Here is a 16,122-nt window from a genome sequence, read left to right as displayed (position 1 = left end):
TTACAAGAACTTGCTCGTGCAGGAATGCGGGTGCCCGCCATGCTCATCCCTCGATCAGTTCGGCGATCGACCCGCCCTCGTGGATGCAGCGGATCGCCTGGGCGTACAGGCCGGTGCAACTAAGCACCTCGACCTGGCCGGGGCCGAGGCCCGGCGAGCCGGCGAACGGCCAGGCGGAATCGGAGACGACGAGCCGGTCGAGATGCGCTCCCGCCAGCAGGGCCGGCGCCCCGCCGGTGAACAGGCCATGCGTGACGGCTGCGAACACCCTGCGCGCACCCTGGCCACGGCAGGCGGCCGCCGCCCGGGCCAGCGTGGTGCCGCTGCTGATCAGGTCGTCGACGATGAGCACGTCCCGGTCGCGGACATCGCCGACCAGGAGGGCGCCGCTGACGACGCCGCCGCTGCGGTATTTCTCCGCGATCGCCATGCCCACCGGCCGGCCGAGGGCCCGCTCCAGCCGCCGCCTGATCCCCTCGGCGCGCTTGATGGCGCCCGCATCCGGCGCGACCACGGCAATCTCGCCCTGCGCCAGCTGGGGCGCGAAATGGTCGGCGAAGAGGCCGGCGGTGCTCAGGTTCTCGGCGCCGCAGCGGAAGGCGTTCTGGAACGCGGCCACATTGTGTACGTCGGCCGTCACCACCGCGTCCGTCCCCACCGCTTCGAACAGCGCGGCCACGTAGCGCGTGGAGACCGGGTCGCGCGGCCTGGTCCTGCGGTCCTTGCGCGCGTAGGCGAGATAGGGAACGAGCGCCGTCACGCGCGCGGCGCCGGCATCGACCAGGGCGCCGATGAAGAACAGCAGCCGGCACATCTTGTCGTTGGCACTCTGGCGCGCTTCGCCGAACAGCGAATGCAGGACGAACACGTCGCTGCCGCGCACGCTCGCCAGCGGCCGCGCCTTGTGCTCGCCGTCCTCGAATTCCTGTTCCTCGAGCGGTGCCAGCGCGACGCCGAGCTGCGCGGCCACCCTTTCGCCGAACGCCTGGCTGCTCCCAAGCGCAAACAGCATCGGCGCGCGACCTGCAATGAACGACACGCTTCCTCCGGTGGTTGACCCCGCCCCTGCCGCGGCGGTTCCGGCGAGGGGCTGCGCCGCCGCGCACAGGGGGCTCCGTGTTCGATCTTCCCGCTTCTGCATTGGTTCCTTCACCCTGCCCGCATCGCCTTGCCGAACCGCGCCAGCGATGCGCCGAACAGCACGGTGCCGATGCCCAGCAGCGCCAGGAACGGCCGCCACACTGTCTCCAGCCCGGCGCCGCGGAACAGGATGGCCTGGCTCAGCTCGACGAAATGCGTGGTCGGCGCCAGCAGCATCAACTGGCGCAGCGCATACGGAATGCTCTCGCGCGGCGTATTGGCGCCGGACAGCATATTCAGCGGCAGCAGCACCAGGATCACCAGCATCCCGAACTGGGGCATGCTGCGCGCGGCGGTCGCCATCAGAATGCCCAGCGAGCAGGTGGCGAACAGGTGGGCCAGGGCGCCGGCCAAGAACAGGGCCAGCGAACCCTGCACACCCACGCCGAGCAGCGTGCGCAGGATCGCCAGCAGGGCCACCAGTGCCGCCGCCAGCACCACGACCGCCATCGCCCACAGCTTGGCCAGCATGAGCTCGAGCGGGGACACCGGCATCACCAGCAGGTGCTCGACGGTGCCGTGCTCGCGCTCGCGGATCAGGGCGGCGCCGGTGACGATCACCGACAGCATCGTGATGTTGTTGACGATTTCCATCAGGCCGCCGAACCAGGATGGCGCCAGCGAGGGATTGAAGCGGGCCCGCAGCGCCAGCGTGACCGGCGGCGCCGGCCCGGGGCCGTCCTGCAGGAAGGCGGCCACCTCGCCGAGGACGATCGCGCGGATGTAGCCGCTGCCGGTGAAGGCCTGGCTCATGCGCGTGGCGTCCACGTTCAGCTGCAGCGCGGTCTCGCGGCCGGCGAGCACGCGGCGCTGGAAGCCCGCCGGGATCGCCAGCACGAAGGTGGCCCGGCCCCGGTCCAGCCTGGCGTCGACCTGGTCGATGGCGATCGCTTCGGGCGGCATGAACTGCGGCGGCGCGAAGCCGGCGCGGATGCGCAGCGACAGCGGCGACTGGTCTTCGTCGACGATCGCCAGCGCGGCCCGGCTCAGGGTATCGGGCTGGGCGGTGGCGGCGATGTACACGCCGGCCGTGAAGGTGTAGACGATCAGCACCAGCATCACCGGGTCGCGCAACAGGCTCCACCATTCCTTGATGCCGAGGCGCCAGATTTTGCGGACCGACACGGCTCCCACGCTCAGCGCTCCTGGCGCGGCAGCGCGGCAATCGCCAGGCCCAGGATGGCCGGCATGGCGGCCAGCAGGGCCAGCAAATCCGGGGCCAGGTCGGCGAAGCCGAGCGCCTTGCTGAACACGCCGCGCGCGATGGTCAGCATGTGCGAGGCGGGATAGGCTTCGCCCACTACCCTGCCCGCCCCCTGCAGCGCCGTCACCGGATTGATCAGGCCTGCAAACTGGATGGCCGGCAGCATGGTGCCGATCATGGTGAAGAAGATGGCGCCGATCTGGCTGCGCGTATAACTCGAGGCCAGCAGGCCGATCCCGGTCGAACAGATGCAGTACAACAGGGCCGCCGTCATCAGTGCCGGCACGCTGCCCTTGAGCGGCACGCCGAGCAGGGTCACCGCTCCCAGCGTCATCAGGACGGCGCTGAGCATGGCCAGGGCGACATAGGGCGCTTGCTTGCCGAGCAGGAATTCGCTGCGCCGCAGGGGCGTCACGTACAGGTTGACGATCGACCCCAGCTCCTTTTCGCGCACCACCGCCACCGCCGCCTGCATCGCCGGCAGGTTCAGCAGGAGAATCGCGATGATCGCGGGCACCATCGCCGGCAGGCTGCGCACGTCCGGGTTGTAGCGAAAGCGCGTCTCGACCTCCACGGAAACGCGTTCCTGCGCCGCCGCGGCAAACTCGGGACGGCCGCGCAGCCAGTGCTGGTGCAGGCCTTCCACATAGCTGCCGACGGTCTCCGCGCGGACCGGGTTGGCGCCGTCGATCCAGGCCCCGATCTCGACCGGACGCCCGTGCTCGACCGCGCGTGCGAAGCCGGGCGGGATCTCGAGCGCCAGCGCCAGTTCGCCGGAGCGCATGCGCCGGTCGAGTTCGTCGTAACCGGACAGCGGCGGGCGTTCGACGAAATAGCGCGAGCCGGCCAGGCCGGCCGCATAGTCGCGGCTGAGGACGGTCTGGTCGCGGTCCAGCACGGCGTAGCGCAGGTCTTCGACGTCCATGCCGATGCCGTAGCCGATCACCACCATCAGCACCAGCGAGCCGGCCAGCGCCAGGGCCGCGCGTACCGGGTCGCGCAGCAGTTCCAGGGTTTCGCGCCAGCAACAGGCGGCGCTGCGGCGCAGCCAGCCAGCCTGCGGACCACCGGCCGGGACGCCCGGCTGGACGGCTGGCCAACGCAGCGCATCCGTTCCGACGCCGGCGCTCGCGCCTGCGCCTGCGCCTGCACCATCGGCCTCGCGCAGCCAGGCGATGAAGGCATCCTCGAGGGCGGCCGCACGGCGCTCCTCGCACAGGGCCTGCGGCGTTCCGCTGGCCAGCACCTTGCCCGCGTGCATCAGCGCCACCCGGTCGCAGCGCTCGGCTTCGTTCATGAAGTGGGTCGAGATAAAGATGGTCACGCCGTCGCGGCGCGACAGCAGCAGCATCTGTTCCCAGAAGCGGTCGCGCGCCACCGGGTCCACGCCCGAGGTGGGCTCGTCGAGGATCAGGATCTCGGGTTCGTGTACCAGCGCTACCGCCAGCGACAGGCGCTGGCGCATGCCCAGCGGCAGGCGCGCCGGCAACGCGTCGAGCACCGCCTCCAGGTCGAAGCGGCGCGCCATCGCGGCGCAGCGCTCGAGCGCCCGGGCCTGCGGCAGGTCGAACAGGCGCGCATGCAGCAGCAGGTTCTGGCGCACCGTCAGCTCGCCGTACAGCGAAAACCCCTGCGACATGTAGCCGACGCGCCGGCGCGCCCCGGGGTCGCGGTGCGCCTGCGGCCTGCCGAACAGGCGCGCCTCGCCGCTGCTGGGCGCGAGCAGCCCGGTGAGCATCTTCATGGTGGTGGTCTTGCCGCAACCGTTCGAGCCGATGAAACCGAAGATTTCTCCGCAGCCGATGCTGAAACTCACGTCCTGCACCGCCACGAAGTTGCCGAAGCGGCGCCACAGTCCGCGTGCCTCGATCGCCACGTCGCCAGGGGCGTTCCTGGGCGGCGGGGGCTGTGGCAGCGGCCCCGCGGGCGCCGCGCCGTCGCGCCGCGCGGCCGGCAGCAGCGCCACGAAGGCCTGTTCCAGGCTGGCCGTCCCGGTGCGCGCCAGCAGCTCCCCCGGCGTGCCTTCGGCCAGCACGCGCCCGGCATCGAGTGCGATCAGGCGCTCGAAGCGCCGCGCCTCGTCCATGTAGGCGGTAGCCACCAGCACCGTCAGCCCGGGGCGCTCGTTCCGGAGCGTGGCGATCAGTTCCCAGAACAGGACACGCGCCAGCGGGTCGACACCGGTGGTCGGCTCGTCGAGAATTAATAACTCAGGCTCATGAATCAGGGCGCAGCATAAGCCCAGCTTCTGCTTCATGCCGCCTGACAATTGCCCTGCTGGCCGGTCGAGGAAGGCGGACAGGCCCGTACTGCGTGCCAGCAGGTCGATGCGGTCCCGGCGTCCCTGCGCGTCCTGGCCGAACAGGCGGCCGAAGTACTGCAGGTTTTCCTCGACGCTCAGGGTGGGGTACAGGTTGCGCCCCAGTCCCTGCGGCATGTAGGCGATGCGCGGACAGGCCCGCGCCCGGAACGCGGCGCTGCGCATGTCTCCGCCGAGCACCTCGACCTGCCCCTGCTGGATGCGGCGCGCCCCGGCCAGTACCGCCAGCAGGCTCGACTTGCCGACGCCGTCCGGCCCGATCAGCCCTGTCATGCTGCCGGCTGGCAGAACCAGGTCGACCCGGTCGAGCGCGGTCACGCCGCGGTAGCGCAGGCCGAGGCCGGCAACCCGGGCGGCCGCGGGGAGTTCCGCTTTCATTGCGCGCCCTTCACCGCGCCCTCTTCCACACGGCGTAGTGCCAGTTCGGGCGGCCAGGGCCGGTTCGGGTCGAGCCGCACCCAGGCCACCCCCGGCACGCCCGCCTTCACGTGCCGGGCGTAGCGTTCCAGGATCCTGCGGTCGACTTGCGCCTTGACGCGGAACATCAGCTTCTCCCGTTCGCTGGCCGTCTCGACCGACTTCGGCGTGAACTGGGCCACGCTGGCGACATAGCTGATGGCGGCCGGGACCACGAAATCGGGCGCGGCGTCGAGCTGCAGGCGCACCTCGGCGCCGAGCGCGAGGCGGCCGGCGGCGGCTTCGGGCACGAAAAAGCTCATGTAGACATCGGTCAGGTCGATCAGGTTCAGCACCTTGCCGCCGGCTGGCAGCACTTCACCGGGCTGGGCTACGCGGTACTGGATGCGCCCGGCGCGCGGCGTGCTGAGGATGCCTTCCTGCAATTCGGCGTCGATGCGCGCCAGGGTCGCCGTCGCGGCCGCGACCGCCGAACGCGCCCCGACCACCTGCGCCGCGGCGGCATCGCTTGACGCCTGGGCGGCTTCGCGCTGCGCCTGTGCCGCCGCGAGCGCGGCCGCGCTGGCGTCGACGCGCGCCTGGTCGTCGTCAAGCTCCTGGGCCGCGGCGGCGCCAGCGCCCGCCAGCGTGGCCGAACGCGCCAGGCGGCGCTCGGCGGCGACGAGCTCGCTGCGGCGCTGGACCACCAGCGCTGCGGCCGCGGCCTCGTCGCTGCGACGCATGGCAAGCCCGGCCTGCGCGCCGGCGACGGCATCGCGGGCCTGCTGCAGGCGCGCCGCGGCCTCGTCGCGCCCGGCCAGCAAGGCCGGCAGGTCCATGCGCGCGACAACCTGCCCGGCCTGCGCCAGGTCGCCCTCGTCGACCAGGATCTCGGCGATGCGGCCCGCCTGCTGGGTCGCGATGTCGATTTCGGTGGCCTCGATGCGGCCGTTGCCGCTGATCAGCCCGGGGCCCGGGTCCTCGGGACGCATGCCGCGCCAGCCGAGCGCGGCCCCGAGGCCAAGTAGCGCGACGAGCGCAATCAGCGCAGCAATGCCGTAACGGCGTGACGGTGTCCAGTTCATGGGTTCGCGGGTGTCGTCGTTGGACCGCGAACGGCGCCCGCCCGCTCCCGGTTTCTTTGATCTGGATTAAAGAAAAGGAGCATGCCCTCGCCGATGCTTGGACGCTGCCACACCGCGGCGGGCGCCGGCCGCACAGGTATCCAGCGGGGACACCATGGACATGCACACGCCGTCGAGGATGGCCGCCTGGCGCGGCCTGCTCGAGCCGCTGCCCGGCGCAATGCAGGCCGCCTTTGACGCCGAGGTCGACGCGGGCCTGGCGCGGCTGCTGCCGGTGTTCGGCCCGGTATTCGGCCTGTTCGTCATCCTGTTCGCCGCCTGGGATGCCTGGATCGATACGGCGCATGCCGCCACCACCTTCCGTATCCGCGTCGCCACGGTGCTGCTCGGCGCGCTGGCTTATACCGGCGGGCTGCGCTGGAGCGCGACCTCGCGCTGCGCCTGGCTGTATGCGACGCACGCCGGCGCGATCGTGGTGTGCGCTACCCTGCTCGAAGATGGGCTGGTGCTGGCCCTGCCCGGCATGACCGGTGCCCTGTTCCTGCTCGCGCTGGTCGAGCCGCGCCCGCGCCGCTTCGTGCTGGCCAGCCTGCCGCCGGCGCTGCTGCTGGCGCTGCTGGCGGGAGTGAAGCTGGCGCCGCCCCTGTTTTTCCATATCCTGCTGCTGTACGGCTTGTCGTGGCTGCTGGCCATGGCCGTGGCGCTGGCCACCCTGCACCTGCGGCGGCGCGCCTTCGTCGCCGAGCAGGCGGTGCTGCAGGCGGTACGGCACGACAGCCTCAGCGGCGCCCTGTCGCGCGGCTACGTGACGGAACTGGCGACGCACGACCTGGCCCTTGCCCGGCGCCATGGGCACCCCCTGGCGGTGGCGATGCTCGACATCGACCACTTCAAGCGCGTGAACGACACCTACGGCCACGCCGCCGGCGACCGCGCCCTGTGCGCTATGGTGGCGGCAGCCACGGCAAACCAGCGTGCCAGCGACTACATCGGACGCATCGGCGGCGAAGAATTCGTGTGCGTGATGCCTGAAACCGGGCCGGACGCTGCCGTGGCCTGCGCCGAGCGCATCCGCACCGCGATCGGCGCGCTCAGCCTGCCCACCGACGCAGGGCCGCTGTGCTTTACGGTGAGCGCCGGCGTGGCCGTGCTGGCCCCGGAACACGCAGGCTGGGCCGATCTGCTGCAAGCCGCAGACACGGCCCTCTACGAAGCCAAGAACAGCGGACGTAACCGGACGGTGCTGGCGCGGCAGGCACATGCCGGCGCCGGGGCCATGGCGCCGCCACGGCCGGCCTGAGCGCCGGCGCGGCGCGCCTGCGCGCGCCCTCACACGCCGAGCCGGAACGCTCCGCATTCCGCGCTGCTGTCGGCGAGGATGCCGCTCCAGTCGCGGATGATGCGCCGGTATTCGACGCCGGCGCGGCGGATGCGGCGCTCCATGTCGTACAGGCCGTTCTGGTTCACCTGCCCGCGGTCCTCGCGCAGGTCGATGTCCCAGTCGACCTGATCCGTCAGGCTGTACCAGGTGAAACCGATGACCGGGCAGCCCTCCTGCCGCAGGCGCAGCACGTTGGCCCACTGGCGTTCCAGCCAGAAGGCGGCGTTCAGGTGCTGCATCTGGTTGGTTTCGGTGTGCATCACCGGCAGCCGGTAACGCTCGTGGTACTGGCGCGTCAGGCCGTAGTAGCCGAGCACGTTCGAGCCGCGCGTGCTGCGGTCCGGGAACACCACCTGTTCGCTGCCCTCGTAATAGTCGGTCCCCATCACGCACGGCGGACTGGATGCCGGCGCCATGAAGGCGTCGAAGCGGGCCTGGGGCATGCCGTTCGCCAGCAGGTAGTCGACCATCTCCGGGCTCGGCCTGCGGCCGTAGTTCAGGTCGAGCGACAGGAAGCGGCGCTCGTTCAGGTAGGCCGACCAGGCCGACGCATCCGGATTGTGCGGATGGTAGTAGCGCGTCGTTTCGCTCTGGACAAACCACGGGTCGCAAACGCGGCAGATCGCCTCGCTGGCACGCTGGTTCGCATCCACCAGGTGCGTCAGGGCCGTCACGAAGGCGCGGTCGTCGGCCAATTGCTCGTTCCAGTAGCCGCGCAGTGCCGAGTACTCGGCGGTGACCAGCATTTCGTTGACCGGGGTGTACAGCCAGACCCAGGGGTAGCGGCGGGCGAAGGTGTCCGCGTACTCGGCGAAGTACGCAGGGAAGTCGGGATTCTGGAAGTCGCCCAGCCAGTCGGGCAGGCCGAAGTGGCACAGGTCGGCGATCGGGACGATGCCGAGGCGGCGCAGCTCGGCAAACGTTTCGTCGGCGAAGCTCCAGTCGTAGCGCCCCGGCCCGGTATGGGTGCGGTAGTACGGCGGGCCGTAGCGCAGGCAGCGGATGCCCAGTTCGTGGACCAGGCGGAAGTCCTCGCGCCAGCGCCGGTCGTGTCCGGATGCGGCCATCTGGTCGATCCGGTGCCTGCGGCCCTCGCGCCCCTTGAGTACCGGGGCGCTGTTCTCGATGCCGGTGCAGAACGAGAACGATCGGGTGAGGTTGGATGGCGACAAGGGCTCGCAGAGCCGGCCCGAGGACAAGGGGCTCATCGACGGGTCCCCGGAGCGCAGGGAGTAAGGTGGGGGACCGGCATGGCACATCGCGGCAGGCGCTTCATCATCCTCTCCCGTTCGGCACGCCCTATGGAAGAATTGCGCGCATGTGCGGACAGGATGGCGGGTCGCGCCGCGCGGCGTTTGAGGCGGATCAAAGCTGTCCCGTCAACCCACTGACTGCGCGCACATTGAAATAGAGTCGAGCTTGATCTGCATCAATGACGCGGGCTTGGGCTCGCCCTTATCGTGTCCACAACCCGCCCCGCCCGGGGTCCATGCGCCCCTTGAAGATGAGCCTTTCCGAGATACTGTGCGCCGGCATTGCCGGCGTCCGTCGCCTTCCCGTCGTCCTGCTGGTTCTCATGCATGCGGTCGCCGCAGCCGGCCCGGGCGCGCCCGCCGAAGTTGCGGCGCTCCCGCCCGTGGCGCAGGATGCCCCGGCGCCGCAGGGGCCGGCCGCGGGCCACGCGCGCCTGCCCTGGCTGGCCGCGGACGGCGCCCAGGCGCGGCTGGCGCTGCGCCTGCTCGGCGACGCCGCCGCCCACGGGCTCGATCCCGAACACTACGGCTTCGCGGACCTGGCGCACCGCCTCGACGCTCCGCGCGATGCCGCCGCGGACGCCGCGTTCGAGCGCGATCTCGGCAGCGCGATGGCGCGCTACCTGGCCGACCTGCACGCCGGGCGGACCGCCTCCGCCTACCGTGCGCCGGGCAACGCGCCGGCTCCGTTCGACCCGCACGCCGTCCTGGCGCGCGCGCTGGGCGAGGCGCGCCTGGAACAGGTGGTGGACGCGGCTCCCCCGGCCATTCCGCTGTACCGCAGGGTGATGGCGACCCTGGCGCACTACCGGGAACTGGCGCGCCTGCACCCGTCCTGGCGGGCGTTGCCGGCAGTCTCGGGTGCGGGTGTCGCCGCCGGCGACAGCTACGCGGGCGCGGCACTGCTGCGCGAACGGCTGCGCATCCTGGGCGACCTGGACGCCGACGCAGGCGCTCCCTCGGCCGGCGAGGCGCTTTACACGGCCGGGCTTGCGGCCGGACTGCGGCGTTTCCAGGCGCGCCACGGCCTGCCGGACGATGGCGTGCTCGGCGCGAAAACGCTGGCCGCGCTGGCGGTTCCCCTCCCCCACCGCGTGGACCAGCTCGCGCTGACCCTGGAACGGCTGCGCTGGCTGCCGGCGCTGCCCCCGGGGCGCATCGTCGTGGTGAACCTGCCCGCATACCGCCTCTGGGCATTCGACACCAGGAACGGGCAGCCGGCGGCACCGCTCGACATGCGGGTCATCGTCGGCACCGCGGCGAAGACGCCGACGCCGCTGTTCGTCGGCCAGATGCGCTACCTGGAACTGAACCCCTACTGGAACGTACCTCGCAGCATTACGCTGGGCGAGATCCTGCCAAAACTGGCGCGCAACCCTGCTTACCTCAGGCAAAACGACATGGAACTGGTAGCGGCCGCCGGCAAGGCGCTCCCGACGGGCGACGCGGCGGCCGCGCTGCGTTCCGGCAAGGCCAGGCTGCGTCAGCGGCCGGGCGCGCGGAACGTGCTTGGCGGCGTGAAATTCGCCATGCCGAATCCGATGAACATCTACCTGCACTCGACCTCGTCGAAGGAACCGTTCGACCGCACCCGGCGCGACCTGAGCCACGGCTGCATCCGCGTCGAGCGCCCGATCGAACTGGCGCAGTTCGTGCTGGCCGATCCGGACAACTGGGACACGGCACGTATCGAGGCTGCCATAGGCAGCGGAAAGACGCGCACCTTGCAGTTGCCTGAAACGCTCCCGGTAGTACTGTTCTATGCAACTGCCGTCACCGACAGGCAGGGCCGCGCCCTGTTTGCCGACGACATTTATGGGCAGGACCCGCCGCTGCTCCGCGCGCTGCATGCCCCCTGAGCAGGGACGCTGGCGTTCACGTCTGCTATCGACCTGGCAGCAACGTAGCCATTACAAGACGCTTCACAAGCATTCGGGCGTTTTTCCGGCCGCCGACGTTCCGCATTTGACCTTCGCCAGCAGCAGGCTGATTCAGCGATCTTAAGCTGGATGCGGCACGACTAGCATGTTTTCTCACATGCCAGGTTGACGAGGCGCATTAAATGACAGGAGGAACAAATGCAAACAATTACAGAAGCAGGACCGACGCGCGGCGGGCGCTGGGGCAGCCTGGCGATCGGCCCGCTCGTGGCCCTGGCCGTCATTGCCGCGCTGCCTGCGGTGCAGGCCTCGGCAGGAACGGGTCCGGCGCCAGGCGTCTACAATGTCATCCCCCTGTCCGACGACCCCTTGGCCTTCGGCGTCGACATCAACCGCAAGGGGCAAGTGGCATTTACCGAGTTCTTCCCGCAGCCCGAACCCGGCGTCGACCGCGGCAGGTTTTTCGATGGCTACAAGATTCATACGCTCGGTACGCTCGGCGGCAACAACACGCGCACCAGCGCCGTCAATGACCTGGGACAGGTGACTGGCTTTTCGGATACCAATATCTTCGTCACACCCGGCGGCTTGGTTTATTCTCACGCCTTCCGTTGGAGCAAGGAGAAGGGACTCGTCGACCTCACGCCCGGCAGGGAATTCTTTTCCTTCGGCTCGGACATCAATAACAAGGGCGCGGTCGCGGGCATAGCCAGGGGCAACGCGGCGCTCTGGAGCCCGAACAATACCCTCTTTGAGTTCGGCCCGCCTTTTGGCGACGCATCCTTCGCAACGGCGCTCAACGACAGCGGCACCCTCGTGGGGTGGTCGCAGGCGGGCCCGGGATTCCTGCCCTCCCGCTGGACCCGGGCAACCGGCAGACTGCCGATCCCGGGGCTCCTCGAGAGCCCTACCGCGCAAGCTTCCGATATCAATAACGCCGGCTACATCGTCGGCCGTGCGCCGTTCCGGCTGGAAAACCCTGGCGATGCGTTCGGCGTCGACCACGCGTTCCTGTGGACGCCGACGGCAGGAACCATCGACCTTGGCACCGGCAGCGGGACCGCGTCGAGTGCTGACCGGATTAACGAAAGGGGCACCGTCATCGGACAGGTCACCGGGCCGGGGTTCCGGCGAGGTTTCGTCTGGACGCACGGGAGCGGGCTGATCGAAATCGGCAGGCTTGATGGCGCCAACTCCATCGCCTTTGACCTGAACAACCTTGGCCAGGTGGTCGGAAGCATCGGCGGCGCCATCACGGGAGGGAACGTCGGCGAGCGCGCGTTCGTATGGACGCGGGCGAGCGGCGCCATCGATCTCAATACCCGTGTGCGCAATGTGCCGCACGGCCTGGTCTTGCGGCGTGCAGTGGCGATCTCCGACAACGGTTCCATTGTCGCGAACACCAACACGGGACTGGTCCTGCTCACTACCCAGGCGGCCTCGAACCTGCGCCCGCTAGTCGGACCGATCAAGATAACCGGCAAGCTGCGCGCCCCCGCCACGCTCACTTTCACCGCTTTTTTCACCGATGCCGACCCGCATGACAGGCATACGGCCACCTGGGATTTTGGTGAGGGCAGCACGCAGGCAGGCACGGTGAACGAGAAGAACGGCAGCGGCAGCGTGACTGGCCAGCACACCTACCAGAACGAAGGCGAATTCACGATCACCCTGACGGTAACCGACTCACGCGGCAAGCGCACCACGATCAGGCTGGGTATCGACGTGCTTCCGGCCGGTCCTTGCACCTGCGGCCGCGGCACGTTCACGTCGCCGCCGGGCGCATCGGGCGCATCGGGAGTCCTGGCAACCCAACCCGGGCTCGCCACCTTCGCTTTCTCGTCAAGTGCCGGCAAGGGCAGCGTCCGCTTCGATACTGGAGGGTTGCACTTGCGTAGCACCCAGGCGACGCCGGAGGGCCGGAATGGACAGGTACGGTATCGGGGCAGCGGCATCCTCAACGGCGCGCGTGGCTACCAGTTCCTGCTGACCGCGACCAGATCGCCGGACGGTACGGATCGGGTCGGGGTGCGGATCTGGCACCGCGATCCGCGATCGGGAGCAAATGTCGTCGACTACGACAACATGCGCAACCGGGTTGGTGCCGACGCGGCAGGAAGCATCGTCGAGGAAGACGGCGTTTCGGCTGGGGCCGAGTGATTGCCGCACGCGGGCGGCTGATGCTGCCCGCGTAGCACCGGCAGGGGAGGATCGGCAGCGCTCTGGACCGACGACCGGGGCATGGTCATCGGCAATGTCAACAAGCTGCCCGCACCTTTTCGCAGCTGCGCCTTGTGGCCGAAGCCTGTGCGAACACCATCGTCGGGCGCGCACGCCTGATCCAGATCAACTCATGTACTGGCGCCCAGCGCACTCTCGACAAAAATCAACTCATCGGGGTGCTGCCATGAATATCCGTCAATATACAATCGCACTGTCCCTGCTTTCGGCGCTGGGCGTTCCCGCGCTGGCGCTGGCCGATCCCGCGCCGACCAATCCGTCTTACTCGGTCACCTTCCTGCCGCTCGGCTTCGCCGCCTTCGACATGAACAACGCCGGTACCATCGTCGGCAGAACGCAGGAGAACGAGTCGTGGATCTGGTCCGACAGCGGCATCGTCAATCTGAGCCGCCTCAGGCCGGGCATCGAGGCGACGGCGATCAACAATCGCGGCGAAGTGGCCGGCGCCTTCAGCTTCGCCGACTCGCCCGCCTTCATCTATTCTGACGGGCAGATCCGCGACATCGGACGCCCGGCCGGCTACAACTACGCCATTCCCCATGCGATCAACGACCGGGGCGAGGTCGCCGGCACCGCCGGCAACTTTCCTGGCGATACCTCGCGCGCCTTCTTCTACAGCGGCGGCACGATGACCGCGCTCCCCACCTTCGGCGGCGACCAGGGCGATGCCTGGGGCCTGAACAACAAGGGCCAGGTCGTGGGAGAAACCGCGCTGCCGGCGCAGGACACCCCGCGTGGGGACCCGCGTGCCTTCCTCTACCAGGACGGGGTCTTGCGCCAGTTGTTCGCGCCCGGCGGCGAAGTGCTGGGCACCGTGTATGACATCAACGATGCCGGCGCCATCGCGCTCAGTCCGATCGGCCGGGCACGCGGCATCAACAACGACGGCGACGTCGTGGGCATCGTGAGCCAGCCGAATTCCGACCTGACGCACGCCTTCCTGTATGCCGGCGGCATCACGGCCGACCTGAACGACCTGATCGTCCCCGAACCCGGCTGGACGATCACCGAGGCCGAGGACATCAACGACGTGGGCCAGATCGTCGGCAAGGCGTGTTCCGGATCGACGTCGAACTGCCGCGCGGTCCGGCTCGACCTCGTACCCGCGATTCCGGAGCCGGCCGGCCTGGCCATGCTGCTGGGCGGCCTGGCCAGCCTGGCGGCGTTCCGGCGCCGGCGCGATTGATCGCTCCCTCCGCCTCGCCGGGAATTACCCTGTCTCGCTTCCCCTGCGGTGGCGTTGCTGGTCGTGTACGGGAACCCGAACGCCACCGCCCGCAAGGCGCTGGACAGCTCAACGCTACCCACATGACGCTGTTCGATCTGGGAGCACGACTCCAATCGCAGTGCGGCCTTGGCAAGGGCAGTACGCGCGTGGTCGCCTGCGATGCGCTCGTCGTTGGCATGGGTGCGGGCGACTGTCAGCTCGTTCTCGAGCTGCACTGTCCTTCCTTCCGCGGCAGCCCTTTCGGACGCGGCTTGTGCCAGCTGCACCCGCAGAGCATCTACCTCGGGCGAAAGCCGCTCGTTATCGCCGGCCAGGCTGCCACCCTCCTGCCTGCATTCGATCAGCTCATCGGCGATTTTCTCGCGCGCCGGGACCAGTAGAGGATGAAAAAACCCGCCGTCCTATCAAGACGGCGGGTGTGTTGATCCCAGTTGACGACCACGGACTATGCTTCCGTGGAGACGGTTGGATTCATCATCACGACAAGTAGCTCATCCACTGGTGCGACTCGCGTACGCTTCCCAGCGCGCTAGTTATCGAGACGTATGGGCGACAAGCTCCACTATTGTCCAGCAGCGTCCAAGGAGATTTCCCATACTTTTCCCAGACAATGCAAAAAGGGCCTGCAACGCATGGTTGCAAGCCCTTGATTTTCCAACGAATTCTGGTGGGAAGTGCAAGTTTCGAACTTGCGACCCCTGCAGTGTGAATGCAGTGCTCTACCCCTGAGCTAACCTCCCTGACAACGAGGCGTATTATGCCAAATACTTTCTCTACCGTCAAACTTTAGGCGAATAATTTCTCCATACGCATTCGCCCTTCACTCCCTTGTCGAGTCCGGCCAGCACATCCTCATGCGTCGCCAGCTCCTCGGCGCTGGCGGCGACGACGACGATCTCGCCCAGCGGCACTGCGTCGAGCAGCACGCCGTCGTTCGACGTTTCCTCTTCGACGTCCATCGACAGCGAGTTCTGGCCGCGCGTCATGGCCAGGTAGACGTCGGCCAGCAGCTCCGAGTCGAGCAGCGCGCCGTGCAGCTTGCGGTGGGCGTTCGAGACGCCGTAGCGATCGCACAGGGCGTCCAGCGAGTTGCGCTTGCCGGGGTGCATTTCCTTGGCGTTGACCAGGGTGTCGATCACGCCGCTGCAATGTTCGACGAAGGGCGGCAGGCCGAGGCGCGTGAATTCGTGGTTCAGGAAGCCGAGGTCGAAGGGGGCGTTGTGGATGATGAGCTCGGCGCCCTGGACGTAGGCGCGCAAGTCGTCGACGATTTCGTGGAACTTCGGCTTGTCGCTCAGGAACTCGGTGGTCAGGCCGTGCACCGCGAGCGCGGCCTCGTCGGACTCGCGCTCGGGGTTGATGTAGACGTGAAAATTGTTGCCGGTCAGCGTACGGTTGAGCAGTTCGACGCAGCCGATTTCGATGACGCGGTCGCCGGTTCGTGGGTTCAGGCCGGTGGTTTCGGTATCGAGGACAATCTGGCGCATGGGGGTTATTAGTGCTGAGCTATTGAATTAAGGCAAGCCAGCAGTATAGCGCATGCTCCCGCAGATTAACGACGCACGGTGGCAACACCCCGGTTCGCCAGCACGTCCGCGCGCTCGTTGCCCGGGTGGCCATTATGGCCGCGCACCCAACGCCATTCGACGGCGTGCTGCTGCTGGGCCAGGTCGAGCGCCTTCCACAGGTCGTCGTTCTTGACCGGCTCCTTGGCCGCCGTTTTCCAGCCGCGCGCCTTCCAGCCGTGGATCCATTCGGAAATGCCCTTCTGGACGTACTGGCTGTCGGTGTGCAGCACGACTTCGCAGGGGCGGTTGAGCGTGTTGAGCGCTTCGATCACCGCCTTCAGCTCCATGCGGTTGTTGGTCGTGTTCAGTTCCCCGCCAAAAATTTCCTTCTCGTGAGCGTCGGCAACCAGCAGCGCGCCCCATCCGCCCGCACCGGGGTTGCCCTTGCAGGCGCCATCGGTAAAAATTTCCACTTTCGTCATGCCG

Annotated in this window: 12 protein-coding genes and 1 tRNA gene; 5 read left to right on the top strand and 8 right to left on the bottom strand. The window is 68.6% G+C overall.

All coding sequences use genetic code 11. The features are described 5' to 3' along the window. Positions 1 to 43: 43 nt before the first annotated feature. The 4 genes from ACWCIA_RS02075 to ACWCIA_RS02060 form a co-directional block, all read right to left on the bottom strand. The gene (locus ACWCIA_RS02075; protein ID WP_454160577.1) at positions 44 to 1,012 is read right to left on the bottom strand and encodes a ribose-phosphate diphosphokinase; all 969 of its coding nucleotides are present in this window, start codon (positions 1,010 to 1,012) and stop codon (positions 44 to 46) included. Positions 1,013 to 1,149: 137 nt separating this feature from the next. Further along, on the bottom strand, positions 1,150 to 2,274 hold the full coding sequence (locus tag ACWCIA_RS02070; RefSeq protein ID WP_454160479.1) for an ABC transporter permease: 1,125 nt from the start codon (positions 2,272 to 2,274) through the stop codon (positions 1,150 to 1,152). 2 nt (positions 2,275 to 2,276) lie between these two features. Next, positions 2,277 to 5,042 carry a ribosome-associated ATPase/putative transporter RbbA gene (rbbA, locus tag ACWCIA_RS02065; RefSeq protein ID WP_454160477.1) on the bottom strand — a complete coding sequence of 922 codons (2,766 nt, stop codon included), beginning with the start codon at positions 5,040 to 5,042 and terminating at the stop codon, positions 2,277 to 2,279. Next, positions 5,039 to 6,145 carry an HlyD family secretion protein gene (locus tag ACWCIA_RS02060; protein WP_454160475.1) on the bottom strand — a complete coding sequence of 369 codons (1,107 nt, stop codon included), beginning with the start codon at positions 6,143 to 6,145 and terminating at the stop codon, positions 5,039 to 5,041. The genes rbbA and ACWCIA_RS02060 overlap by 4 nt, the downstream gene beginning before the upstream one ends. Before the next feature lie 154 nt (positions 6,146 to 6,299). Between ACWCIA_RS02060 and ACWCIA_RS02055 the strand changes: the two genes are divergently transcribed. Next, positions 6,300 to 7,445: a GGDEF domain-containing protein gene (locus tag ACWCIA_RS02055; RefSeq protein WP_454160474.1), complete on the top strand. Its 1,146-nt coding sequence runs from the start codon at positions 6,300 to 6,302 to the stop codon at positions 7,443 to 7,445. A gap of 29 nt (positions 7,446 to 7,474) precedes the next feature. Here ACWCIA_RS02055 and ACWCIA_RS02050 read toward each other — a convergent pair whose 3' ends face one another. After that, on the bottom strand, positions 7,475 to 8,734 hold the full coding sequence (locus tag ACWCIA_RS02050; protein ID WP_454160472.1) for a family 1 glycosylhydrolase: 1,260 nt from the start codon (positions 8,732 to 8,734) through the stop codon (positions 7,475 to 7,477). A gap of 296 nt (positions 8,735 to 9,030) precedes the next feature. Here ACWCIA_RS02050 and ACWCIA_RS02045 point away from each other — a divergent pair, with 296 nt between their 5' ends. From ACWCIA_RS02045 to ACWCIA_RS02030, 4 genes are all read left to right on the top strand, one after another. Then, complete coding sequence (locus ACWCIA_RS02045) at positions 9,031 to 10,638, top strand: L,D-transpeptidase family protein (RefSeq protein ID WP_454160470.1); 1,608 nt, start codon at positions 9,031 to 9,033, stop codon at positions 10,636 to 10,638. Positions 10,639 to 10,857: 219 nt separating this feature from the next. Continuing rightward, positions 10,858 to 12,819 carry a PKD domain-containing protein gene (locus tag ACWCIA_RS02040; RefSeq protein ID WP_454160468.1) on the top strand — a complete coding sequence of 654 codons (1,962 nt, stop codon included), beginning with the start codon at positions 10,858 to 10,860 and terminating at the stop codon, positions 12,817 to 12,819. Positions 12,820 to 13,066: 247 nt separating this feature from the next. Beyond that, a complete protein-coding gene (locus ACWCIA_RS02035; protein WP_454160466.1) occupies positions 13,067 to 14,086 on the top strand; it encodes a DUF3466 family protein in 1,020 nt (339 codons plus the stop codon). A 122-nt stretch (positions 14,087 to 14,208) separates the two neighbouring features. Continuing rightward, positions 14,209 to 14,508, top strand: coding sequence for a hypothetical protein (locus tag ACWCIA_RS02030; RefSeq protein WP_454160464.1), 300 nt, complete (start codon positions 14,209 to 14,211; stop codon positions 14,506 to 14,508). Between the two features lie 285 nt (positions 14,509 to 14,793). Here ACWCIA_RS02030 and ACWCIA_RS02025 read toward each other — a convergent pair. The 3 genes from ACWCIA_RS02025 to rnhA form a co-directional block, all read right to left on the bottom strand. After that, positions 14,794 to 14,868, bottom strand: a tRNA-Val gene (locus ACWCIA_RS02025). Positions 14,869 to 14,907: 39 nt separating this feature from the next. Next, the gene (gene dnaQ / locus ACWCIA_RS02020; RefSeq protein ID WP_454160462.1) at positions 14,908 to 15,615 is read right to left on the bottom strand and encodes a DNA polymerase III subunit epsilon; all 708 of its coding nucleotides are present in this window, start codon (positions 15,613 to 15,615) and stop codon (positions 14,908 to 14,910) included. A 65-nt stretch (positions 15,616 to 15,680) separates the two neighbouring features. Further along, positions 15,681 to 16,118 carry a ribonuclease HI gene (rnhA, locus tag ACWCIA_RS02015; RefSeq protein ID WP_454160460.1) on the bottom strand — a complete coding sequence of 146 codons (438 nt, stop codon included), beginning with the start codon at positions 16,116 to 16,118 and terminating at the stop codon, positions 15,681 to 15,683. Positions 16,119 to 16,122 lie beyond the last annotated feature (4 nt).

Source organism: Massilia sp. SYSU DXS3249, assembly GCF_053668055.1.
Note: the sequence above shows the minus strand (reverse complement) of the source record. Positions and strands in the feature narration are given on the sequence as shown.